Origin of the sequence: Kribbella alba (assembly GCF_039529635.1) — a bacterium.
Lineage (GTDB): Bacteria > Actinomycetota > Actinomycetes > Propionibacteriales > Kribbellaceae > Kribbella > Kribbella alba.
Genome location: NZ_BAAANE010000001.1, coordinates 376,509 through 399,130, shown reverse-complemented (window position 1 = coordinate 399,130; position 22,622 = coordinate 376,509). Strand labels below are relative to the sequence as shown.

Genomic DNA, 22,622 nt, shown 5'->3' with positions numbered 1-22,622 from the left:
TCTGTGTGAGTGAGGCCCCGGCCCGCAACCCCGTCACCACGACGGCGTCACGTCATACCGTCTAGCGCCCCGCACCGGACGACCTCCGGTGCGGGCACCGACTCCGCCCCAGTTGATCTCCCGCCCGGCTTCAGGCCGGGCGGGAGGTCAGGGCCTGTTCGATCCAGCCCGCCGCGGCCCAGGCCGCTTGGTTGTCGATGGCAATGATCTGGAGGCCCACCGGGAGACCGGGGCTCGGCAGCGGGATGCTGTACGTGGGGTGACCGGTGAGGTTGGCCAGGCGGGTGTTGCGCATCAGCCTCGCCCGGATGGCCACGGAGTCGGCCGCGACCTCATCGATGGCCGGGGCAACGATCGGCACGGTCGGCAGCAGCAGCGCGTCCACCTGACTGAGGATGACCTCGACGGTCGCAGTGAGGGCGGCTGCGTCCTCCCGAGCTTGGACATACCGCCAGGCCGGAACCTCTGCCGCATCCCTGAGTCTTTGCTGTACGTCGGGCTGGTACGCCCGGGTGTCTCGTCCGGCATGGTTCGCGACCGCCTCGGGGCCCTGGAGGTCCACGCCGGTCCGATTGGTCGCAGCCCAGTCGGGAAGCTCGACCTCGCTGGTGGTCGCGCCGGCCGCCTGCAGCCGACCGAGTGCCGCCTCCCAGGCTTGGCCGACCTCTGCCGAATGGTCGCGGTGTTCCGCATTGGACACCAGGCCGAGGCGCGGCGGGCCCGCAGTACGGGGTGTTCTTGCTTGGCCAGAGAGGGCGTCGAGCGCGTACTGCGCGTCGGCGACGGTTGCCGTCAGCACGCCGACGTGGTCGAGGCTCTGCGCGAGCGGGAACACGCCGTCGGCGGACAGGGTGTCCCGGGCGGGCTTGAGGCCGACCACCCCGCACAGTGCGGCGGGGATCCGGATGGAGCCGGCCGTGTCCGTGCCGATCGCCAGTGGGACCACGCCGGCCGCTACTGCCGCTCCCGCGCCGGCACTGGAACCGCCGGTGATCCGCGAGGGGTCATGCGGGTTGTGGCAGGGCCCCACACGGTTGGACGTTCCAGTGCAGCCGTATGCGAACTCGTGGCTGTGGCTGAGCCCGATGACGATCGCCCCGGCGGCCCGCAGCCGGCGTACGACGTCTGCGTCCTCGGTGCTGACGCGGTCCATCGAGCGCGACCCGCAGCGGAACGGCAGGCCCTCGACCTCGATGATCTCCTTCACGAGAACCGGGATGCCCGCGAGTGCACCGGTCCGGTCGTGCTCGGCCGCCGCCCGCCGGGCCCCTTCCGCGTCGAGCTGGACCACCGCATTCAGCTCGGCCGTTTCTTCCGCCCGCTTCAGCGCCCGCTCGACGAGCTCGACCGGATCGATCTCGCCGCTTCGGACCGATGCCGCGAGTTCCTCGATGGATTCCACAGGAGTATCAGAGCACGCCGATGGCAACCTCTCTGCCGCTTGCACACCCAGTGAGAAAAGCGAAACAGCAGCGTCACGGCTGGTTGCTACCGTCCGGATCATGATCGACAGGGTGGAACTGATCGAAGGGGTAGAACTGCGGCCGGCCACGAGCAGCGACGAGGCCGTGCTCGCGCTGACGACGGCCCAACAGGCCGAACTGGCCGCGATCTACGCCGAGGACCAACCGCTGGTCGGACTCCACCGGGACATCGAGTTCACCCTGCTCCTGCTCAGCGGCGCCCCGGTCGGTTGCGTCGGGCTCCAACCCGTGGCGCCCGGCGTCGGTGAGATCAAGCGGATGTACGTCGAACCCACGTCCCGCGGCTGGGGCCTGTCCCGAGTCCTGCTGGCCAGCGTGGAATCCGACGCACGGGCTCGCGGCCTGACCACCCTCCGTCTGGAGACAGGCACCGAGCAACACCAGGCGATCGCCCTCTATACCCACAACGGCTACCTCCCCATCCCGGCCTATCCCCCGTTCGAGAACGAACCAGCCTCCCTCTGCTTCGCCAAGGACCTCGCCTAGAGCCGGCCGCCGTACAACTGGTCGCCGTACACCTGATTCAGGCCGATGGTCAGCACCTGCGGATCGAGGTCTCGCTCGAAGCCGGCGCCGCTGTAGCAAGCCAGGATGGTGTCGGTCGTGTCGTAGTCGCCGGACAACAATTGCCGTGCCCGACTCAGCCGCTCGATGTGCCGCCGGCCCATCACCTCGCCCCACTTCACTTCACCGAGCGACAGGATCTTCCGTCGGTTGCCCGGCGCGGCCGGCGCGAGAACCACGACATCGACTTCGATCTGGGTTCGGCGATAGTGGTCCGCGACGACACCCGCTCCGATCTCGCCCGGGAGTTCACCGAACAGGGCCTCGGGCGCCGCCACTGCGAACTCCCGGCAAAGTTGCTCGAAGTGCGGGCCGACGACCTGCGAGGAGAACCGGGCCTTGGCCGCCTCCCAGACGTTCGTCGCCCGGCCGCTCTCGAGCAGGCCCCATTGCGGCCGCATCACCACCTGATAGAAGACGACCAGTGGCTCAGCCACATGGTAGGTGGACCTGCCCGGTCGGAAGATGTCCGTCTGTCGCCTCAGCAGGCCACTGTCTTCCAGCACGACGAGATGATGACCGATGTCCGTCGCCTTCCGTCCGACGTAGTTCGCGATCCCGCCGCGGGTGCTGTTGCCGGCGGCAACCGCTGCGAGGACGGAGTGGTACAGCGCGGTGTCCCGCACAACCAGCTCCTCCTCGAGCAGATATCTGGCCTCGCGAAAGAGTGGGCTGGCCGGGCTCAGCACCGTCCGGAGGATCCAGGCGTCGAAATCTTCGATCGACCCGGGACTGTCGTCGTTGACGAAGCGCCGGTAGGCCGGCGTGCCGCCGACGACTGCGTGGAGGAGGGCGCCAGACGTGGGTCGGTGATTCCCCAGAACTCAGCCGCCAGCGGGTGGTCGAAGGGGCGAACAACCAACTCGAGGGTCGCTCGACCACGCAGGGGCGCAGTGCCCGACAGCAGTCCACCCATCACCGACATCGCCGAACCGCAGAGCAGCAGTTTGGTGCTCCGGCCCGCAGAGGCCGCTTGATCGATCTCACGCTGCAGGATCGAGGGCAGGGCGGGCGAGACCTTGCTGAGGTAGGGAAACTCATCGATCACGAACGGTCCGGCTGAACTGTCGGTGGAGAAGAGGAACCGGACCGCCTCGTCCCAACTGTCGAAGCGGGGCGGCGACGGTACGCGGAGATGTTCGCCCACCGCGGCAGCGAAGAGCGTCAACGACTCCGTCTCGGTTGCTTCGGTCGCGCCGAAGTAGAGTCCGCCGGTCCGCTCCGCCAGCGCGTCGACCAGATAGGTCTTGCCCTGCCGACGCCTGCCACTGACGACTCCCAGCTGCGGATGGTCCGCCGGCCTTGTCGCAAAGCTCGACAGATTACTCCACTCTTGATCGCGAGCGAAGATTCGATCCGGCTTCCTCATGTTATGGAAGTGTACTTATAATAAGTGTGCTTATACAATTTTAGAACTGATCGCCTACCGAGGGAGATCGAGGACGAGGTCCGCGCCGTCGGGGCGGAAGCCGACCTTGTTGAGGTAGGAGGCGGACTCGCGCATCCGTCGCGGCGCCATCACCTGGCGGAAGCCGTGGCCGGCGAAGACATCACTGCGGCGGTAGACGAACTCGCCAGGGGTGAAGTCGCGGTACTCGGGCAGCACATAGTCGAGGTCGATCTGAGCGCGGCCGTCGCCGGCGTCGTGGGCGAGGACCACGCCGACTGTGCGATCGCCATGCTGGACGAGGAACGCGTACGGGCTCCCCGCCGAGGTGAAGCCGGGGTTGAACCGGCTGATGTCCTTGCCGTGCGCCGCCAGGACGTGACCGAGGTAGGCGTCACTCTGCCTGACCTCCAGCACCTCGTACTGAGCGGCGTCGTGCCGATGCCGGAGCAACCGCCACAGGTGCACGAGGTTGATGACCGCGAGTACTGCGTTCATCCCGACCATCGGCCAGACCTGGATGGCGAGGTTGAAGCCGACCAGGATCACGCACCCGATCAGGTTCAGCAGGCGGAGTCGCAGGATCCGGGTCTGCAGCAACGACAGCACGACCAGCGCCGACCCGCCCCACCCGATGATGCTCCAGATGTCCACGTCGTGAGGCTAGACCAGGTGAACAGGTGGTTCGGTCCGGCACTTGTCAGGTTACGGGTGCGGAGGCCCTTCGGTCCTGTCTTCGCGGGCTGTGGACAAAGCTCAGGAGCGGTTGTTCCACCAGGTGAGGAGGGCGTCGCGGGCCCGGTCTTCGCCAAGAGGACCCTCGTCCATGCGGAGTTCCATCAGGAAGTGGTAGGCCTCGCCGACCTCGCGGCCGGGGCCGATGCCGAGGATCTCCATGATCTGGTTGCCGTCGAGGTCGGGCCGGATCGCGTCCAGCTTCTCCTGCTCCCGCAACTGCTCGATCCGCTTCTCCAGATCGTCGTACGCCGACCGGAGGGCCTCCGCCTTGCGCTTGTTCCGCGTGGTGGAGTCGGCCCGGGTCAACACGTGCAGGCGGCTGAGGAGCTCACCCGCGTCCCGGACGTACCGGCGTACGGCGGAGTCGGTCCACTCGCCGGTTCCGTACCCATGGAAGCGGAGGTGGAGCTCGACCAGCTTGGAGACCTGCTCGATCTGCTCGTTGCTGAACCGGAGCGCCTTCATCCGCTTCCGGGCGAGCTTCGCGCCGACGACATCGTGGTGGTGGAAGGTGACCTTGCCGTCGCCCTCGAACTTGCGCGTCCTGGGCTTGCCGATGTCGTGGATCAGCGCGGCGAACCGCACCACGAAATCGGGCGTCTCCACGTCGTCGAGGCGGTCCTCCAGGTCGATCGCCTGGTCGAGCACCGTCAGTGAGTGCTGGTACACGTCCTTGTGACGGTGGTGCTCGTCGTCCTCCAGCCGCAGCGCCGGGAGCTCTGGCAGCACGTGGTCGGCAAGTCCGGTCGACACCAGCAGGTCGAGCCCGATCCGGGGATGCGGTGCGCAGATGAGCTTGATCAGCTCGTCCCTGACCCGTTCGGCCGACACGATCGTGATCCGCTCGGCCATCGTCGTCATCGCGGCCACCACGGCGGGGTCCGGGGTGAAGTCCAGTTGGGCGGCGAACCGGGCCGCGCGCATCATCCGCAGCGGGTCGTCGGAGAACGAGTCCTCGGGCGATCCGGGCGTCCGGATCATTTTGTTCGCGACGTCCGCCCGGCCGCCGTACGGATCGACGAACTCGTGCGACGGGAGCCGTACCGCCATCGCGTTCATCGCGAAGTCACGGCGGGCCAGATCACCCTCGAGGTTGTCGCCGTACTCGACCTCGGGCTTGCGTGAGGTGCGATCGTAGGACTCCGACCTGTAGGTAGTGATCTCCAGGACCCACTCGCCCTTCCGACAACCGATGGTGCCGAACGCCTTGCCGATGTCCCAGACGTGGTCCGCCCAGCCGGCCAGCAGCTTCTCCACCGCCTCCGGCCTGGCCGAGGTGGCGAAGTCGAGGTCTTTGCTCCCCCGGCCTAGCAGAATGTCCCGGACAGGACCTCCGACCAGGGCGATCTCATGGCCGGCCGAGGCGAAGCGGGCACCCAGCTCGTCGACCACCGGCGCGATCTGCAGCAGCAACTGGACAGCTTTGCGCTGTAGTGCGGACAACGATCCGGAGGAGGCCGAGCGGTCGGGAGTAGAGGACACGGGGAACTAGGTTACGGTGACGGCGTGTTCAGACGGCGACTGAGGCTCTCCGCGGCGATCGCGGCGGGCCTGGTGTTCGTTGCGTCGGCAGCGGTTTCCGCCTCGACGAGCGCGGTCGCGAGCCCTGCGGCGGACGACCCGGTGGTCGCTGTGACCATCGACTCCTTCACCCCGGCGACCCCGCAGCCGGGTCAACCCGTGACGATCACCGGGCGGGTCACGAACACCAGCAGCGTCACCTTCGAGAACCCGCAGGCGATCGCCTGTGTGGACGAGCACCGGCTGACCACCAGGGCCCAGCTCGCGGCGATCCCGACCGAGGACAAGCCGCAGAACAACAGCTGCACCGGCCTCACCAATGCCGACTCCACCACGTTCCAGGCGTTCACTGCTCCACTCGCTCCCAAGGCGACGGTCAAGTTCCAGCTCGTCGTGCCCTGGGCGGAATGGCACATCGGCAAGAACCCCGGCGTCTATGTGGTCGGCGTGATGTTCCGCGGCAACTTCACGGACCAGGACCGCAAGGTCACCCGGGTGACGGCGGGCCGGACGCGGACCCTGATGCCGGTGATCGACGGCCGGCCGACAGCGCGCAAGGTGAACACGGCGCTCGTCGTGCCGCTCGAACACCGACCGACCATGTTGAGCAACGACCGGTTCGCGAACGAGTCGCTGGCCGAGTCGATGGCCCCGACCGGCGCACTGGGGCGACTGCTCGCGCTCGGGCAGCAGCGCAACGTCACCTGGCTCGTCGACCCCGCGATGCTCGACGAGGCGCGCCAGATGCGCGACGGCTACCGCGTGGTCGGCGCCAACAACCTGACCAAGCCCGGCACCGGCGCGAAGGTGGTCGCCGCCTGGCTGAAGGCTTTCGACACCAGCCGGGCCAAGAACCCCGTCGTCCTGCTCCCTTACGGCGACCCGGACGTCGACAGCCTGATCGACGCGGGCGGCGGGCTGAAGGATCTCGTCGGACAGTCCCGCGCGGCCACCGAGCAGTACAACCTCGGCGGAGGCCAACTGTTCAGTTCCGGGCTCTGGCTCGAGAACGGCTCGGTGAGCAGCCGCAACCTGGCCGCCGCCTCCACTGGGTACGCCGGGGCGAAGGCGGACGACGTCAACCTCGTCACGAGCTCGTCCTGGCCCACCGCGGACCGGCCGGCCCTGTCGCCGTCACCCGTGTACGACGTGCTCACTCCCGAAGGTCCGGTCCAGAGCGTCCGCACGGTGATCGCCGACTCCGCGCTGACCGCGGGTGGTCCGGACACGGCGTCGGCGTCCTCGCCGATCCAGGTGCGGCAGCGCTTCGCCGCTGAGACCGCACTGCTCGCCTCCACCGGTACTGGCTCGATCTCCGTGGTCGCCGTTCCGCCGCGGAGCGCAGGCACCGACGGCCAGGCCGCCGCCGCGCTGGCGCAGGATCTGTCGCTGCCGTGGATCACGCCGGTCAACCTCAACAGCGTCATCGCGGCCACCCCGAAGCCGTCGGTCACGAAGGCACCAGTGTCACCGCGGTCCACGGCCGGTCTGCCCAACGGCCAGCTCGACCAGATCAAGCGACTGCACGGCTCGACCAACACGTTCATCTCGCTGCTGACCAACGCCGACAATGCTGACGAGAATCTGCGTCGTGCCTTGCTGCGGGCCAGCTCCTACAACTGGCGTGGCTTCCCGGACGAGGTCCAGCGGTTCATCACCTACGAGCAGAGCACGGTGAGCTCTCAGCTGAGCAAGGTGCACCTGGTCACCAACTCCGGTGCACGAGGCGACCGCCAGATCAGGGTGAACCTGTCTGCCGGCAAGGGCACCTTCCCGCTGACCGTCGCGAACGAGCTCGAGGTCTCCGTCCGGGTCGGTATCCAGGTGTCGTCGCCGAACCGGACCGACCTGAAGATCGAGCCGCTGCAGACCAAGGTGCTCGGAGCAGGCCAGAAGGCGACGTACCAGATCAACGCGAGCGCCGAGCAGAACGGCCTGATCCGGGCCGATGCCCAGGTGATCTCGGCGCAGCAGTTGCCGGTGGGCCGCTCGCAGGAGCTGGTGATCCAGGCCGCGCAGTACGGCAGCGTCGGCTGGATCCTGGTCGGCGCGGCCATCGCGCTCCTCTTCGGTACGTCGGCCGTCCGCATCTACCGCAGGATCCGCTCCGAGCGGCGCAACCCGTCCGCGCCGGAGCCAGGCTCGGATGCCCTGCACCCAGCCCCGCTCGACCCACACGATCTGAACGGCACGACCGAACCAGCCGCCGGGAAACCAGCGGGCGGGGAACCAGCCGCGAAGCCGGCTGCCGATGAGGTGCAGCGTGTCCGGATCGCCTCGGACCACGCGAACGGAGTACCGGAGAACGGCACCGCGGACGTGCCTCACGGCGTACCAGGGCAGGCGCCATCGTCGACCGAGAGCTTGAAAGAAGGAGTCGGGACGAAGGATGGCTGACCGCACCCTGCGTTCCGCGGCGGTGATGGCAGCCGGAACGGTCCTGTCCCGCCTGCTCGGATTCGTCCGGATCGCCCTGCTCGCGGCCGCCATCGGCACCGCCCTGCGCGGTGACATCTTCACCGCCGCGAACACGATCCCGAACAGCCTCTACATCCTGCTGGCCGGCGGTGTCTTCAACACCGTGCTCGTGCCGCAACTGGTCCGGGCGATCAAGAACCACTCGGACGGCGGCCAGGACTTCACCAACCGGCTGCTCACCTTCGGCTTCGTCGTGCTCGCGGTCGTCACGGTCGCCTGTGTGCTGCTCTCGCCGCTGATCGCCGAGCTCTACCTTCCGAACGAGCTGAAGGACCCCTCGCGGGCCTCCGAGCGTGCGTCGATGATCATGTTCGTCCGGCTCTGCCTGCCGCAGATCTTCTTCTACGGCGCCTTCGTCCTGGTCGGCCAGGTGCTGAACGCGAGGCGCCGGTTCGGCCCGATGATGTGGGCGCCGATCGCGAACAACATCGTCGCCTGCGCCTCGATCATCGGCTTCCTGCTGATCTATCGGGTCGGTGACAACCCGCCGACCTTCAGCGGCGGCGAGGAGTTGCTGCTCGGCCTCGGCCACACCATCGGCATCGCCGTCCAACTGCTGGTACTGCTGCCCTACTTGAAGGCCAGCGGCCACACCTACACGCCCAAGTTCGGCTTGCGCGGCACTGGGCTCGGCCACACCGCAAGGCTGGGCTGGTGGACCGTGCTGTTCGTTGCTGTCAACCAGGTGACCCTCGTGGTGGTCACCAAGCTGGCGATCGCCGGTAGCGCCTCGGAGACCCCGGGCGCCAAGGCAGGGCTGGTCGCCTACAGCACGGCCATGCTGATCATCTTGGTGCCGCACGGGATCGTCACTGTCTCGCTAGCGACCGCCGCGCTGCCGCAGATGTCGGCGCTGGCGTCCGAGGGCGACGTGACCGAAGTGGCCCGCCTCTCGGCCCGGTCGATCCGTCAGACGCTGGCCATCGTCGTACCGGCCGCGGCCGCGATGATCGCCTTCGCCCATCCGATCACCACGGTGATCGCCGGGTACGGCGCCGGTAAGAACAACACGCAGTTGATGGCTTACACGCTGATGGCTCTCGCGCTCGGCGTGGTGCCCTTCACCGTCCAGTACTTCCAGTTGCGGACCTTCTACGCGTTCGAGGACACCCGGACGCCGTTCTTCCTACAGTGCGTGATCGCCGCCACCAACATCGCGGCCGCGCTGATCGGCGTGCGGGTGCTGCTGGACGAGGACCACCTGCGCTTCAGCGGCGTCGTGCTCGGCGGCGCATATTCGCTCGCGTACCTGGTCGCCGTGCTGATGTCGCGCAGCGTCCTGCGCCGCCGCGTCCCCCGCGTGCCCGGCGCCGGAATCGGGCTGCCGCTGCTGGCCATGGTCATCGCATCGGTCGCAGGTGCCGGCTTGGCGAGGGCTGTCCTGACAGCGATCGACTCGGTGACGGACTGGAGCGGCCCGCTCACCTCCGCGCTCGAACTGGCCATCGCCGCAGCCGTGATGCTCCCGGTATATGTCGCGGTGGCGCGGGTACTACGTATCCACGAGGTCACCGGAGTGGTGTCCATGGTCACATCCAAGCTGCCGGGAGGCTCCCGCCGCTCCTGATCGGCCGCTTGTGCGCTAGTGCACCACTTGCGCTGTCAGCGGGGCACTAGCATGGGGGCTGCGATCGGACCGCCAACCGCTCGCGACCGGATCCCCGCCGCCGGATCCGGAGCGGAGACGCAGGCCGACCAGTGCATCGAGGAGGGCGAGAGACACCGTGTCGAACCAGACGGTCAGTCCTGGTGCCCTGCTCGCCGGCCGCTACCGGATCGCCGAGTTGCTCGCGGAGATCGACGGTGCGCGGGTGTGGCGGGCAGTGGACGAGGTACTCAGTCGAGCTGTGGTCGTGGACGTGCTGCCGGTCGGCGACCCGCGGACGAATCTGCTCTTCGACGCCGCCCGGCGAGCGGCCGCCGCGGCCGACCCCCGCTTCCTCCGGGTGCTCGACTGCGACATGCACGAGGGCGTCACCTACTGCGTCCGTGAGTGGGCCGGTGGCCGCCCGTTGGAGCGGATGCTGAGTGCCGGGCCGCTGACCGGGCAACAGGCCGGCTGGCTCGCCCGCGAGGTCTCCGAAGCGCTCGAGAACCTGCACCGCACCGGCCACACGCACGGCTCGATCAGCCCGGCAACCGTCGTCGTGACCGACGCCGGCGCCATCAAGGTCGTCGGCCTGTCCACCGAATCCGCTCTACGCTCCACCGGCCCCGGTACGCCGGAGCAGGACGTCCGCGCGCTCGGTGAGCTGCTCTACGCCTCACTCACCGGCAGGTGGCCCGGCCCGGCACCGGCCTGGGGTCTCCAGCCCGCACCGTTCGAGCACGGCCGGTTGCTGAGCCCGCGGCAGGTCCGCGCCGGCGTACCGCGCTCCCTGGACGACATCGCGGACCGGCTGCTCGGCGATCCGCCGCGCCATCACGCGGTGCCGATCACCAGCGCGGCAGGGCTGTCCGCGGCGCTGTCGGGTGTCGTCGGCAGCTCCCACGAACCGCCGAGCCAGATGGACGAGACGGTCGCGGTGGCCCGGCAGAACGGCAGCATCGACGACGCGACCCAGGTGGTCCCGCCGGTGCAGATGCCGCCTGCCCTCGACCCGACGCCACCGGCCAACTCTTATGCCGGCAACGGCCAGGCACCGGCCCAGGCGACGTACCTGTCCGCTGCCGAGACCCGGCCGGTGCCCAGGCGGAGCCAACCGAGCCAGAACAGCAACGGCCACGGTCGGCGCAGGCCTCCCGTCGACGAGCCGAAGCCCCGTGGCAGTTGGGGCGGCCGGATCCTGATCCTGCTCGCCGTGCTTGCGCTGCTGTCGGTCATCGCGATGGCGCAGTTCCTGGTCAAGGGCGCGATCAACAAGGACCAGGGCTCCGGCACCGCCACCGGCAACAGCACGCCGAAGGCTTCCAGCGCGCCGCCCGCGACGAACCAGAAGGTCACCATCGTCGGCGCCAAGGACTTCGACCCGCCGCCGGGCAACGGCGAGGAGCACCCGAACGACGTCAAGAACACCTACGACGGCAAGGAAAGTACGACCTGGACAACCATGTCGTACAAGAAGCGTCCGGACCTCGGTGGGACCAAGAAGGGTGTCGGCATCTACTACGACCTCGGCGAGCTCACCGACGTGTCGCAGGTGACGGTCAACCTCGTCGGCGACAGCACCAACCTCGAACTGATGGTGCCGAAGTCCGACCCGAGCACGCCGGCCACCACCGTCAGCGGCTGGCAGTCGGTTGCAAAGGCCGACCAGGCCGGTTCGCAAGCGGTGTTGAAGCCGACGAGTCCGACCAAGACGCGCTATGTGCTGGTCTGGCTGACCAGCCTGCCCCAGGAAAGTGACGGCAACGGCTACCGGGGCGAGATCTCAGAGGTCACGATCCTGAAATGACCTCCGGTATCGATTCGATCCCCACCCCACCGCCCCGGTCGGGCATCACCCCGATCGGGCCGGCGGACGGATCCGCTAACCGGCCCGCCGGGTACGAGGCGATGGACGACCACGAACTGCTCCGGCTGCACGTGGCCGGCAACCCCGACGCGTTCGGGTACCTGGTCAAGCGGCACCGGGACCGGATGTGGGCCGTCGCGATCCGCACCCTCGGTGAACCCGAGGAGGCCGCGGACGCCCTGCAGGAGGCGTTCATCTCGGCGTTCCGCCGGGCCGACTCGTTCCGGGGCGACGCCAAGGTGACCACCTGGCTGCACCGGATCGTGGTGAACGCCTGCCTGGACCGGATCCGGCGTCGCCAGGTGCGGCAGGCCGACCCGCTGCCGGAGGACGAGGACCGCGCGGCCGAGATGGCCGGACCCGTCCAGGAGGATGCCGCCGAGGTCCGCGAGCGCCGGCTCGACGTACTGAACGCACTGAAGCAGATCAACTCCGACCAGCGCAGCGCCCTCGTCCTGGTCGACATGGAAGGCTACTCGATCGAGGAGGCGGCCGCCATCCTCGGCTGCGCACCGGGCACGGTGAAGAGCCGGTGCGCGCGCGGCCGGGCCCGGCTGCTTCCCCTGCTCCGGCACTGGCAGACCACCCGCGGCGGCAGCGGAGTACCGGAGAAAACTGCCGCGGAAACGGTGGGAACCGAATGACCCGGTCCCTCGTCGAAGCGGAGTCGCCCAGGACTTCCCTGCCTGACCCGTGCGGGCAGGTCCTCCCCCACGACCCCGTGATCCGGAGCACTTCAGCGATGACCACACTGCGCACCTCCCGTGAGGGGGCGAGTTCCCGATGACCGATTCCGGTCTGCCGACCAGTGAGCACCTCGAGCACCTGGATACGGATACGATCGCCGACCTGATCGAGAACCTGCTGCCCGCCGCCGAGGCGCATCGCGCGCGTGAACATGTGAAGGCCTGCCCCGACTGCCAGCAGACGTACGACGCGCTGCAGCAACTGTCCGAGGACCTCGCCGACGAAGGCCGCGCCGACATCCCGATGCCGGCCGACGTGGCAGAGCACCTCGACTCCGTGATCGTCTCCGAATCCGTACTGCGTGCCTCCACGGTCGGCGTGCACTCCCTGGTCCAGCTCCGGGAGGAACCACGCCGCCATCTGCCGAAGCTGCTACTCGCTGCGGCCGCGGTGATCATCGTCGCGGGGGTAGGAGTCGGCGTCGTGATCAGCACCAGGGACCACGGCAACGAGGGCGCGGCCGGGATCAGCACGACCGTCCCTGCGGGGGAGGTGCCGTCGTTGACCACCGAGAAGGTGGGTCCCTCCGCGCAGCGGTGGCTGGAGAACTCCAACGATCCGGTCATCCACGGCGACGCCGACGAGGTGAGCTGCGCCCGGATCTTCGCGTCCGGCCGGCCGAACCCCCAGCTCCAGCTCGTGCAACCGGCCAAGGTGAATGGGAAGCTCGTCACAGTGATCGGCCTGGAGAGCGGTTCACCCCGCGACATCGAGGTTTTCGTGGTCACCGGCTGTAGCAGTTCCGGGGGCGTTGCCAGCCCGATCTACGACACCACCGTGACGCTGCGCAACCGTTGAGCCCACTCGGTGAGCCCTTGGCATGTGCCGGCTGTGGGGTGGGTACCGTGGGAATGGTCGGCCTCTAGGATCCGTTGAGTACGACGTATCACTCGACGACAAACCGAGGAACGCCTTCATGAGCGACTCCACCGTCCGCAACGTCATCATCATCGGCTCCGGCCCGGCCGGTTACACGGCCGCGGTGTACGCCGCGCGTGCGCAGCTGGAGCCGCTGGTCTTCGAGGGTTCCGTCACCGCCGGTGGCGCGCTGATGACCACCACCGAGGTGGAGAACTACCCCGGCTTCGCGAACGGCATCATGGGCCCGATGCTGATGGACGAGATGCGGACCCAGGCTGAGCGCTTCGGCGCCGAGCTGGTCCCCGACGACATCGTCGAGGTCGACCTCACCGGCGACATCAAGGTCGTCACCGACTCCACCGGCGCCGAGCACCGCGCCAAGACAGTCATCCTCGCGATGGGTTCGGGCTACCGGAAGCTGGGCCTGCCCGACGAGGACCGGCTGTCCGGCCACGGGGTGTCGTGGTGTGCGACCTGTGACGGGTTCTTCTTCCGCCAGCACGAGATCGCCGTCGTCGGCGGTGGCGACACCGCCGTCGAGGAGGCGACCTTCCTGACCCGGTTCGCCGACAAGGTCACCATCGTGCACCGCCGCGACGAGCTGCGCGCCTCCAAGATCATGGCCGAGCGCGCCTTCGCGAACGAGAAGATCCAGTTCGCCTGGAACTCCGAGGTGGCCGAGATCCACGGCGATGACAAGGTGACCGGCATCACGCTGCGGGACACCGTCACCGGCGAGACCCGCGAGCTGCCTGTCACAGGCTTGTTCATCGCGATCGGCCACGACCCGCGCTCCGAGCTGGTCAAGGGCCAGGTGCACCTGGACGAAGAGGGCTACGTGCTGGTCCAGAACGGCAGCACGAACACCAACCTGCCGGGCGTTTTCGCATCCGGCGACCTGGTCGACCACACCTACCGCCAGGCGATCACCGCAGCCGGCACGGGCTGTTCCGCCGCGCTGGACGCCGAGCGCTTCCTGGCCACGCTGGAGCACGCTGCCACCTCGGCAGCTGCCGCAGCCACTGAGCCTGTCTCCGTCTGACCTCTCATTCTCGAGAAACAACCCGAAGGAGTTCGCCGTGGGCGAGAACATGAACGCCGTCACCGATGCCGAGTTCGACACCACCGTGTTGAAGAGCGACAAGCCGGTGCTGGTCGATTTCTGGGCCGAGTGGTGCGGTCCTTGCCGCCAGGTCTCGCCGATCCTGGAGGAGCTGGCCGGCGAGCACAGCGACAAGCTCACCTTCCTGAAGATGAACGTCGACGAGAACCCGGTCACCCCGAGCAACTACCGCGTTACCGGTATCCCTACCATCAATGTCTACGTGAACGGTGAGCTGGCCAAATCCATCGTCGGTGCGAAGCCGAAGGCAGCGCTGCTGAAGGAACTGGCCGCCTTCACGGACTGACAGAGCACCGCCCGCCTGACGGAGTACTGCCTGAGACTTTGCAGGCGTCCCGGCAGGATTTTTCCGCCGCACGGCAAGGAGCATTGATGTCCGGCCAATTGTTGGATGGTCCTCACGGCGCCCGGATCTACCGGATCGGTGACAGCGGTGAGGCTGTCGCCGAGATCATCGCCAAGCTGCAGCGGCTCGGCCTGCTGGAGCCGGGCGGTCACGACGTCTACGACGAAGCGACTGCGAACGCCGTGCGGGGCTTCCAGCAACAACGCGGACTGATGATCGACGGCATCGTCGGCCCGCAGACGTATCGCGCGATCGACGACGCACGTTGGCGGCTGGGTGACCGGCTGCTGACGTACGTCGTCTCGCACCCGCTGACCGGGGATGACGTGGTCGCCCTGCAGGCGAAACTGCAGGAGCTGGGCTTCGCCGTCGCCCGGGTGGACGGCATCTTCGCAGCAGACACCCAGCGCGCGGTGACCGAGTTCCAGCGCAACATGGGCCTGCCGGCCGACGGCACCTGCGGCCCCTCCACCTTCAAGGCCCTGCAGCGGATCCGCCCGATGGCCACCGGCGGCCGGCCAGACGCGCTGCGCGCTTCCGAGGCGGTTCGAGCCGCCGGGCCGAGGTTGTCCGGCAAGACCGTGGTGATCGACCCCGGCCATGGCGGGTTCGACTACGGCTGGGAGGGGTACGGCCTGCGCGAGTCCGACGTGGCGTACGACCTGGCCTCCCGGATCGAGGGACGCCTGGGCGCGACCGGCGTACGGGCTTATCTGTCCAGGGGCCGTGATCAGGGGCCCGACGAACTGGCGCGGGCGGCGTTCGCGAACGAGACGGACGCGAATCTTTGCGTGTCCCTCCACACCGACGGGTCGACGAACCCCCTGGCGCAGGGCGTCGCGACGTACTACTACGGCGCCGATCTGCACGGTGCCTCCTCCAGCGTGGGTGAGCAGTTCGCGGGTCTGGTGCAGCGCGAGGTTGTCGCGCGGACGGATCTGCTGAACTGCCGAACCCATGCGAAGACCTGGGACCTCCTGCGCCGGACCAAGATGCCCGCGGTGCGGCTGGAGATCGGCTACGTGACGAACCCGCACGACGCGTCCCGCCTGGCCGACCCGGAGTTTCGCGACGTGGTCGCCGAGGCGATCGTGGTGGCGATCCAGCGCGTGTACCTGCCGCCGGAGCAGGACGCCGCCACCGGCATGCTCCGCTTCGGCCAGCTCACCGTCTGAGACCCGCAGCCGGGTACGAGTGTCGGGATGAATAGGTCAGTTCATGTGCGGGTGCCCACTGACCCGTCCGTGGTTCGGCTCAGGGCCTGCTTCCTGGAACGGCGCCCGAGCACGAAGAACCCGATGTAGGAGATGACCAGCAACGCGAACCCGACCTTCTCCGCCAGCCAGGTGTAGCCCTCGGGGTAGACCGTGCCGTCGACATAGTGCTGGATGAAGCCGCCCTCGTAGGGCTGCTCCCCACCGCTCCGGCGGAGCTCCTTCTCCAGAGCCGTCACCGGGCAGCCGAAGTCCAGGATCACGATGCTGAGGTTCCACACGGCGATGGACAGGTGCACCCAGATCAGCCGGCGCCACCGCCAGGCAAGGAAGCCGCCGATCAGGAAGAAGACCAGCAGCGCGGCGTGCACCACCATCACCACGTCAGCGAGGAAGCGGTACACCATGGCCGGCCGTCCCTTCCCTGCGCGCCTACTTGAGGGACTCGGGGCTGACCCCGTCGCGAACCGTCACCGGCGCAGGCGGCGAATGCTCTGGCCGGATCGCGCCCATCAGCCGTTCCACCGCCGCCTCCATCTCGCTGCGCCACGTCACGGCCGAGCGCAGGTCGAGCCGAAGCCGCGGATTGCGCGGATGCTCCCGTACTACGCCGAAGCCGACCGCGCGGAGGAAGTCCGTCGGCCAGACACAGCCCGGGCCGTCCCATCGGGAGTCACCGAATGCCTCGACCGCGCGGAACCCGCGCTTGAGCACATCCTTCGCGACCGCCTGGACCAGGATCTTGCCCAGTCCCATGCCGAGGTAGCGAGGCAGGATCCGCCCAGTCGCCAGCACCACGGCGTCAGGACTCACTGGAGCGGTCGGAAACGCCTGGATCCTCGGCAGATAGGCCGCGGGTGCGTAGACGGCATAGCCCGCGGGCTCGTCATCGACGTACAGGACGACGCCGGCGGTGCCCCAGTCGAGCAGCAGCTGGGAGAGCCAGGCTTCCTTCTCGAGCTCGGTGTCGCCCGTGCGGCTGGCCTGCCTGGCCGCGACCGGGTCGAGCTCCCAGAAGACACAGGAGCGGCATGGCACCGGTAGCGCGTCGAGGTTGGCGAGCGTCAGTGGTTCCAGCCGTCGGGCCATCAGCAGATCCGTCGGGCTCGCGTCATCGTGCGGCCGGCGCGGGCGTCCGGACGTCAGGCGTCTCAGCGGCCTCAGGGGCCACATAGCGTTGTTGCACCTTCGCGGCCGGTTGCCGTCGGAAGAGCTCGCCGGCGAAACCCGCCAGTACGCCGAGAAGTAGTCCTCCGAGCGTCCACCCGAACGCCTTGCCCACGCTCATCCCGTTCCTGCCTTCCGCAGCACTCCAGGCCCGCAGGCCCGCCCAGGCCGTCTCAGCTGCCAGTCGCCAGCATGGTCGAACCTGCCCCTATAAGGCATGGTAGTGAGAGGTTGCGCCGATCGGCAGCCCGGGCACGGGAACACGCTCGGCTACTTCAGCGTAACCTGGACCCTTCCCCTCGAGTCCGCATCTTGGAGACCCGCCGTGAGTGCTGACCTGCCCGACGTCCGGCAGACCCGTCTCGACAACTACGTCGACCGGTACGCAGCACGGACCAAGGGCATGACCGCCTCGGAGATCCGGGCGCTGTTCTCGGTCGCGAGCAGGCCCGAGGTGGTCTCGCTGGCGGGCGGCATGCCCAACATCGCCGGTCTTCCGCTCGACGTGGTCGGCAGCGCCGTCCGCGATCTGGTGGTCGACAGCGGCTCGATCGCGATGCAGTACGGCTCGGGCCAGGGCGATCCGACCCTGCGCGAGCAGATCTGCGACGTGATGCGGCTGGAGGGCATCGACGCACACCCCGACGATGTGGTCGTCACCGTTGGTAGCCAGCAGGCGGTCGACCTGGTCACCCGGGTTTTCTGCGATCCCGGCGACGTGGTGATCTGCGAAGCCCCCTCGTATGTCGGGGCCCTGGGCGTGTTCCGCGCCTATCAATGCGAGGTCGTTCATGTGGCCATGGATGACGACGGGGTTCAGCCGGAGGCGCTGGAGCAGGCGATCGCGGCGGTCCGGGCGGCCGGCAAGAAGATCAAGTTCTTCTACACGATCCCGAACTTCCACAACCCGGCCGGTGTCTCGTTGTCGGCCGAGCGTCGCAGCAAAGTGCTGGAGATCTGTCAGCGGGCCGACCTGCTCGTGCTGGAGGACAACCCGTACGGGCTGCTCGGGTTCGAGGGCGATCCATACCGCGCACTCCGGGCCGATGACCGCGAGGGAGTGATCTACCTCGGGTCGTTCTCGAAGACCTTCGCCCCGGGGTTCCGCGTCGGCTGGGCGGTCGCTCCGCACGCAGTACGGGAGAAGTTGGTGCTGGCCCAGGAGTCGGCGACGCTTTGTCCGCCGGTGTTCAGCCAGCTCGCGATCTCGTCGTACCTGACCCGGCATGACTGGCTCGGCCAGGTGAAGCAGTTCCGGGAGATGTACCGGGAGAGACGCGACGCGATGCTCGCGGCCCTTGCGGAAAAGATGCCTGCGGCAACGACGTGGACCAGGCCTGGTGGTGGGTTCTACGTGTGGCTGACCTTGCCGGCCGGGCTGGATGCGAAGGCGATGCTGCCGCGCGCCGTCACCGCGCGAGTTGCCTATGTGCCCGGAACCGCCTTCTTCGCGGATGGTTTCGGCAATCAGTGCATGCGGCTGTCCTACTGCCACCCGACGCCGGAGCGGATCAGCGAGGGTGTCGCCCGGCTGGCCGCCGTGATCAACGAGGAGCTCGAACTCCGCCAGACCTTCGGGCCGCTTCAACCGGGTGCGGGCCGCAATTACGACGCTCCGGGGCCGGAGCTCAGTTGATGCCCGCGCAAAGGTCGCGTTCGGATCCGCAGCCGCCCCAGCGGGCCGGCAGACGGTAGCGGTACCTTTCGAATGGGCCTCGGGACCGGCGCCCCGCCGGAGTCGCCCACGAGTGATCGGGAAGTTTCTATGAGTGATCTGGGTCGAGTGCTGGTGCTGGCCGGCGGGTTGTCGCACGAACGAGATGTCTCGCTGCGCTCCGGCCGGCGAGTAGCCGACGCCCTGCGCAGCGTCGGCGTCGAGGTCGAACAGCGAGACGTCGATGCCAGCCTGGTCGAACGACTGCGCAACGATCCACCCGACGCGGTCTTCCCTGTCCTGCACGGAGTCACCGGCGAGGACGGCGCGCTCCGTCAGGTCCTCGACCTGTACGGCGTGCCGTACGTCGGCGCCGATGCGGCCGCCTGCCGGACTGCGTTCGACAAGCCGGTCGCGAGCACCATGGTCGGCTCGGCCGGGCTGAGCACGCCGCCGTCCGTCGTGCTCGGGCATGACACCTTCCGCGAGCTCGGCGCAGCCGCGTTGATGGAGGCCGTGATCGGCGAGATCGGCCTGCCGCTCGTGGTGAAGCCGGCCCGCGGCGGCTCGGCCCTCGGCGCGTCGATCGTGCGATCCGCCGATGAACTGCCGACGGCCATGGTGAATTGCTATGCCTACGGCCCGGTCGCGCTCATCGAGCAGTACATCGCCGGCACCGAGGTTGCCGTGACGGTCGTCGACACGGGTGATGGACCTCGCGCGCTCCCGGCCGTGGAGATCCAGCCGGACTCGGGCTTCTACGACTACGAGGCCCGCTACACCGCCGGAGCCACCCAGTTCGTCGTACCGGCTCGGTTGGATCGGGCGGTTGCGGCGGCCTGTGCAGCTGCGGCGATCACCGCACACCAGGCGCTGGGGCTACGCGATCTGTCCCGCTCCGACCTGGTCGTGGACGCCGAGGGCGTGCCGTGGTTCCTCGAGGTCAACGTCGCCCCTGGCATGACGGAGACGTCGCTCGTCCCGCTGGCCGCGGAGGCAGCCGGGGTGGAGCTCGGCGTACTGTGCCGCGACCTCTTGGCCGCTGCCGCCGCCCGCTGAGGTTCCGATGCCCGTCGCCCCGACCACCGATCCGTTGGCTTTGAGTCCACAGGCGTCGCCGCGACCCCTGTGGCGGACGATCCTGACTCCCCGCTGGACGGGTCTGCTGGCGTTGGCCGTGACGATCGCCGCGGTGATGTGCGTGCTCGGGGTCTGGCAGCTCGACGTCTACCAGTCGAAGACCGCGGCCGCGACGGCCAAACGAGCCGAGGGCACGCCGGTGGCCCTCCAGTCGTTGTTCTCGATCGACTCAGGCCTGCCCTCCAAGGCGGTCGGCCGACGAGTCACCGTGACTGGCACCTGGGGACCGGCGGCCGACCAGATCTACGTCTCCGACCGCCGCTACGACAACCGCGACGGCTTCTGGGTCATCACGCCTGTCCTCCTGGACACAACCAGTACGCCGGGGGCCTCCCCCGGCGCCGCTACCTCCCCCAGCACCCCTGGCAACGGTGTGTCCGCCGGCACCGTCGTCCCTCCCGGCACCGGGGCCACCTCGGACACCGGCGCCTCGGGACGGGCGGAATCAGCTGGCGCGGTGATGGTGGTGCGGGGGTGGGTGCCGACTACCTCGGATCCGGCCACCAAGGCTCCCACCGGCCGGGTCGAACTGATCGGCGCGGTCGCCGCCTCTGAGGCCCAGGACTCCTCTGGGGACGCCGCGAAGGGGCGAGTTCTTCAGTCGCTCCGGATTCCGACGATCGTCCATCTGGTCGACTACCGCGTCTATGACGCCTTCGTCGTACTGGCATCGTCCGCGGTGGCGCCTCCTGCGCCAGGCTCCACGCCATCCAGCTCCCCTGCTTCCACGCCGTCTACATCCGCGCCCTGGACGTCCGCGGCGTCGTCAGCCGCCCCGATCATCGTCCCGGCGCCGAGTCCTCCCACGGACCACGCGGGACTCCGGAACGTCGCCTACGCCTTCCAGTGGTGGATCTTCGCGGCCTTCACCCTCTGGATGTGGGGACGGATGGTCCTCGACGCGCACCGCTCGGCTGACCCCGACCAGCCCGAGAGCGGCCTGGAGCCAAGCGGTACCGTTTCAGCGTGACCTCCCCCGTAGACCCCGCCACCGCCGCCAGTTCACAGACCGCCGTCACCCCCGCGATCCTCGGCGCTCTGAAGCGCTACCGGGTCATCGCGTACGTGGTCGGCGTGATGCTGCTGGTGCTGCTCTTCGTCGCGATGCCGCTGAAGTACCTCGGCGACAACCCGTCCGCCATGAACGTGGTCGGTCCGCTGCATGGGTTCCTGTACGTCATCTACCTGCTCGCCTCCTTCGATCTGGCCCGCCGAGTCCGCTGGAGTCTCCCCCGCCTCGTCCTGGTCGCCCTCGCCGGAACCATCCCGTTCCTGTCGTTCTACGCCGAGCGCAAGACCACCCACGAGCTCACGCGCTCCTGATCGACGTCCGCTCCTGACCGCCGCCTGCGGGTCGAATTCGGTCGCCGCGGGAGATCGGCTGTTCTAGGTTCGGCGCATGACCGCCCACATCCAGCGTGTGACCCAAGCCGATCGCGCGAGCTGGAACCAGATCGCCCCCGAACGCCACGGCCAGCCCGCCGCCTTCTTCCAGGCCGGCGGACTCACGCTGGAGCACTTCGAACAAGAACTAGCCGGCGACGTACGCGGTAAGCGAGTCCTGCAACTGGCCTGCTCCTCCGGCGACGAAGTCCTGTCGTGGGCGAACCTTGGCGCGATCGCCACCGGCACTGACATCTCGGACGTCGCCATTCAGATGGCACGCCGTAAAGCCTCTGACGCCGCGATCCAGGCAGAGTTTCGCCAGGCAGACATGTTCGACCTGCCTGCCGATCTCACCGCCGTGGATCTCATCTACTTCAGCTGGGGCGCCATCTGCTGGGTTCCCGACCTGGCCGCCTTCACCCAGATCCTCGCTGACCGCCTCCGGCCGGGCGGCTCGGTCCTGCTGGGCGATCACCACCCGCTCTGGGAAGTCCTTGCCGTTCGCGGCGACGATCACCTCTCCGTCGCCGGCGACTACTTCGGGCGCACCACCCCGCGAGCCGACACCGACGACGCCAAACGCCCGGTAGGCGCCCGAGGCAACCCGGACCCGCCGCCCTTCTCCGCATTCGTCTGGCCGGTCAGCGACGTCGTCATGGCGATGATCGGAGCCGGCCTCAGACTCGACGCCTTCTTCGAAGGAACAGATCCAGCCATGTACGACGGCCTCGGCCCTACCGCCGCACACCTGCCGTGCTACTACGTCATCAAAGCCACGAAGCCCTGACCTGCCAGGTCGGCAGGTCGATGTTTCATGTGAAACATCGACCGACAGATCTCTAAGTAGTTTTGTCGACAAATCTTGCTTTGCTCGCGGTCGCGGCTGACTGGCCTATACCGACGACGGTGGGGAAGGTGATCCGTCCCCGGGTCGCAAGCCTGACCAAATCGCTTAGAAGGCCGCTCACCGAACAATCCAGGCCATTGGCCATCCACCCACCAGCAAGCCGGTCAGGTCTCGATTGCCGCATCGCCCTACGGCCGACGCTCCGGCAGCGGATGGCCGGAGTCCTAGCAGGCCGCTGATATGGGCTGAAGGGCCGTCGGGACGTTGACAGCTGCCTTCTCCATGGCTGGATCTTCGCGTCTGGATCAACGAGAAGGTCAGCGCACCAATTCGTGACGGCTTCGGCGGCACCCTGACCATCGGCTACGTTCCACACGTCGAGTGCCCTTGACGATCACCGAGATGCTTGACCCGGCTGTGAGGTCGAGGTTCGCCACACCCGTGCCGGCGGACGCCGTAAAGCGGGAACGTGCCGCGCTTGCGGTGGTTCGCAGAACTCGGCCTTCGCCA

22 protein-coding genes are annotated in these 22,622 nt (G+C 68.2%); 14 read left to right on the top strand and 8 right to left on the bottom strand.

Annotated elements, in window-relative coordinates; translation table 11 throughout:
* Positions 1–130: 130 nt before the first annotated feature.
* Positions 131–1,402 (bottom strand): amidase, encoded by a 1,272-nt coding sequence (locus tag ABD210_RS01960; protein ID WP_344107925.1) that lies wholly within the window; start codon positions 1,400–1,402, stop codon positions 131–133.
* 100 nt (positions 1,403–1,502) lie between these two features.
* On the opposite strand from ABD210_RS01960, the gene ABD210_RS01955 reads away from it, so the two are divergent.
* Positions 1,503–1,970, top strand: a complete 468-nt coding sequence (locus ABD210_RS01955; protein WP_344107923.1) for a GNAT family N-acetyltransferase — start codon at positions 1,503–1,505, stop codon at positions 1,968–1,970.
* On the opposite strand, the gene ABD210_RS01950 is transcribed toward ABD210_RS01955, so the two are convergent.
* From ABD210_RS01950 to ABD210_RS01935, 4 genes are all read right to left on the bottom strand, one after another.
* Positions 1,967–2,737: a hypothetical protein gene (locus ABD210_RS01950; protein WP_344107920.1), complete on the bottom strand. Its 771-nt coding sequence runs from the start codon at positions 2,735–2,737 to the stop codon at positions 1,967–1,969. The genes ABD210_RS01955 and ABD210_RS01950 overlap by 4 nt on opposite strands.
* A complete protein-coding gene (locus ABD210_RS01945; protein WP_344107919.1) occupies positions 2,731–3,417 on the bottom strand; it encodes an AAA family ATPase in 687 nt (228 codons plus the stop codon). Before ABD210_RS01945 ends, ABD210_RS01950 begins: the two co-directional genes overlap by 7 nt.
* Before the next feature lie 54 nt (positions 3,418–3,471).
* Positions 3,472–4,089 (bottom strand): hypothetical protein, encoded by a 618-nt coding sequence (locus tag ABD210_RS01940; protein ID WP_344107917.1) that lies wholly within the window; start codon positions 4,087–4,089, stop codon positions 3,472–3,474.
* A gap of 102 nt (positions 4,090–4,191) precedes the next feature.
* Entirely contained in the window at positions 4,192–5,616 is a 1,425-nt protein-coding gene (locus tag ABD210_RS01935) for a CCA tRNA nucleotidyltransferase (protein ID WP_344107946.1), read from the bottom strand.
* A 63-nt stretch (positions 5,617–5,679) separates the two neighbouring features.
* On the opposite strand from ABD210_RS01935, the gene ABD210_RS01930 reads away from it, so the two are divergent.
* The 8 genes from ABD210_RS01930 to ABD210_RS01895 all read left to right on the top strand — a co-directional run bounded on the left by ABD210_RS01930 (position 5,680) and on the right by ABD210_RS01895 (position 15,879).
* On the top strand, positions 5,680–8,091 hold the full coding sequence (locus tag ABD210_RS01930) for a hypothetical protein (RefSeq protein WP_344107915.1): 2,412 nt from the start codon (positions 5,680–5,682) through the stop codon (positions 8,089–8,091).
* Positions 8,084–9,739, top strand: coding sequence for a murein biosynthesis integral membrane protein MurJ (murJ, locus tag ABD210_RS01925; RefSeq protein ID WP_344107913.1), 1,656 nt, complete (start codon positions 8,084–8,086; stop codon positions 9,737–9,739). Before ABD210_RS01930 ends, murJ begins: the two co-directional genes overlap by 8 nt.
* Positions 9,740–9,896: 157 nt before the next feature.
* Positions 9,897–11,567 (top strand): protein kinase family protein, encoded by a 1,671-nt coding sequence (locus tag ABD210_RS01920; protein WP_344107911.1) that lies wholly within the window; start codon positions 9,897–9,899, stop codon positions 11,565–11,567.
* A complete protein-coding gene (gene sigM / locus ABD210_RS01915; protein ID WP_425552608.1) occupies positions 11,564–12,271 on the top strand; it encodes an RNA polymerase sigma factor SigM in 708 nt (235 codons plus the stop codon). The genes ABD210_RS01920 and sigM overlap by 4 nt, the downstream gene beginning before the upstream one ends.
* A 139-nt stretch (positions 12,272–12,410) precedes the next feature.
* The gene (locus ABD210_RS01910; RefSeq protein WP_344107909.1) at positions 12,411–13,172 is read left to right on the top strand and encodes an anti-sigma factor family protein; all 762 of its coding nucleotides are present in this window, start codon (positions 12,411–12,413) and stop codon (positions 13,170–13,172) included.
* Between the two features lie 118 nt (positions 13,173–13,290).
* Complete coding sequence (gene trxB / locus ABD210_RS01905) at positions 13,291–14,277, top strand: thioredoxin-disulfide reductase (RefSeq protein ID WP_344107907.1); 987 nt, start codon at positions 13,291–13,293, stop codon at positions 14,275–14,277.
* Between the two features lie 37 nt (positions 14,278–14,314).
* Entirely contained in the window at positions 14,315–14,644 is a 330-nt protein-coding gene (gene trxA / locus ABD210_RS01900; RefSeq protein ID WP_344107903.1) for a thioredoxin, read from the top strand.
* An 86-nt stretch (positions 14,645–14,730) separates the two neighbouring features.
* Complete coding sequence (locus ABD210_RS01895) at positions 14,731–15,879, top strand: N-acetylmuramoyl-L-alanine amidase (protein ID WP_344107900.1); 1,149 nt, start codon at positions 14,731–14,733, stop codon at positions 15,877–15,879.
* Between the two features lie 41 nt (positions 15,880–15,920).
* Here ABD210_RS01895 and ABD210_RS01890 read toward each other — a convergent pair whose 3' ends face one another.
* The 3 genes from ABD210_RS01890 to ABD210_RS01880 are packed head-to-tail and all read right to left on the bottom strand — an operon-like array spanning position 15,921 to position 17,206.
* Entirely contained in the window at positions 15,921–16,325 is a 405-nt protein-coding gene (locus ABD210_RS01890; RefSeq protein WP_344107899.1) for a DUF2784 domain-containing protein, read from the bottom strand.
* A gap of 25 nt (positions 16,326–16,350) precedes the next feature.
* The gene (locus tag ABD210_RS01885) at positions 16,351–17,007 is read right to left on the bottom strand and encodes a GNAT family N-acetyltransferase (RefSeq protein WP_344107896.1); all 657 of its coding nucleotides are present in this window, start codon (positions 17,005–17,007) and stop codon (positions 16,351–16,353) included.
* Between the two features lie 22 nt (positions 17,008–17,029).
* Positions 17,030–17,206 (bottom strand): hypothetical protein, encoded by a 177-nt coding sequence (locus tag ABD210_RS01880; protein ID WP_170284599.1) that lies wholly within the window; start codon positions 17,204–17,206, stop codon positions 17,030–17,032.
* A gap of 204 nt (positions 17,207–17,410) precedes the next feature.
* Here ABD210_RS01880 and ABD210_RS01875 point away from each other — a divergent pair, with 204 nt between their 5' ends.
* The 5 genes from ABD210_RS01875 (at position 17,411) to ABD210_RS01855 (ending at position 22,052) form a co-directional block, all read left to right on the top strand.
* Positions 17,411–18,721, top strand: coding sequence for an aminotransferase-like domain-containing protein (locus tag ABD210_RS01875; protein ID WP_344107890.1), 1,311 nt, complete (start codon positions 17,411–17,413; stop codon positions 18,719–18,721).
* Positions 18,722–18,850: 129 nt separating this feature from the next.
* Positions 18,851–19,798, top strand: a complete 948-nt coding sequence (locus tag ABD210_RS01870) for a D-alanine--D-alanine ligase family protein (RefSeq protein WP_344107888.1) — start codon at positions 18,851–18,853, stop codon at positions 19,796–19,798.
* A 7-nt stretch (positions 19,799–19,805) separates the two neighbouring features.
* Entirely contained in the window at positions 19,806–20,849 is a 1,044-nt protein-coding gene (locus ABD210_RS01865; protein WP_344107886.1) for an SURF1 family protein, read from the top strand.
* Positions 20,846–21,202 carry a DUF3817 domain-containing protein gene (locus ABD210_RS01860; RefSeq protein ID WP_344107884.1) on the top strand — a complete coding sequence of 119 codons (357 nt, stop codon included), beginning with the start codon at positions 20,846–20,848 and terminating at the stop codon, positions 21,200–21,202. The genes ABD210_RS01865 and ABD210_RS01860 overlap by 4 nt, the downstream gene beginning before the upstream one ends.
* A 76-nt stretch (positions 21,203–21,278) precedes the next feature.
* Positions 21,279–22,052: a class I SAM-dependent methyltransferase gene (locus tag ABD210_RS01855; RefSeq protein WP_344107882.1), complete on the top strand. Its 774-nt coding sequence runs from the start codon at positions 21,279–21,281 to the stop codon at positions 22,050–22,052.
* Positions 22,053–22,622: the final 570 nt, after the last annotated feature.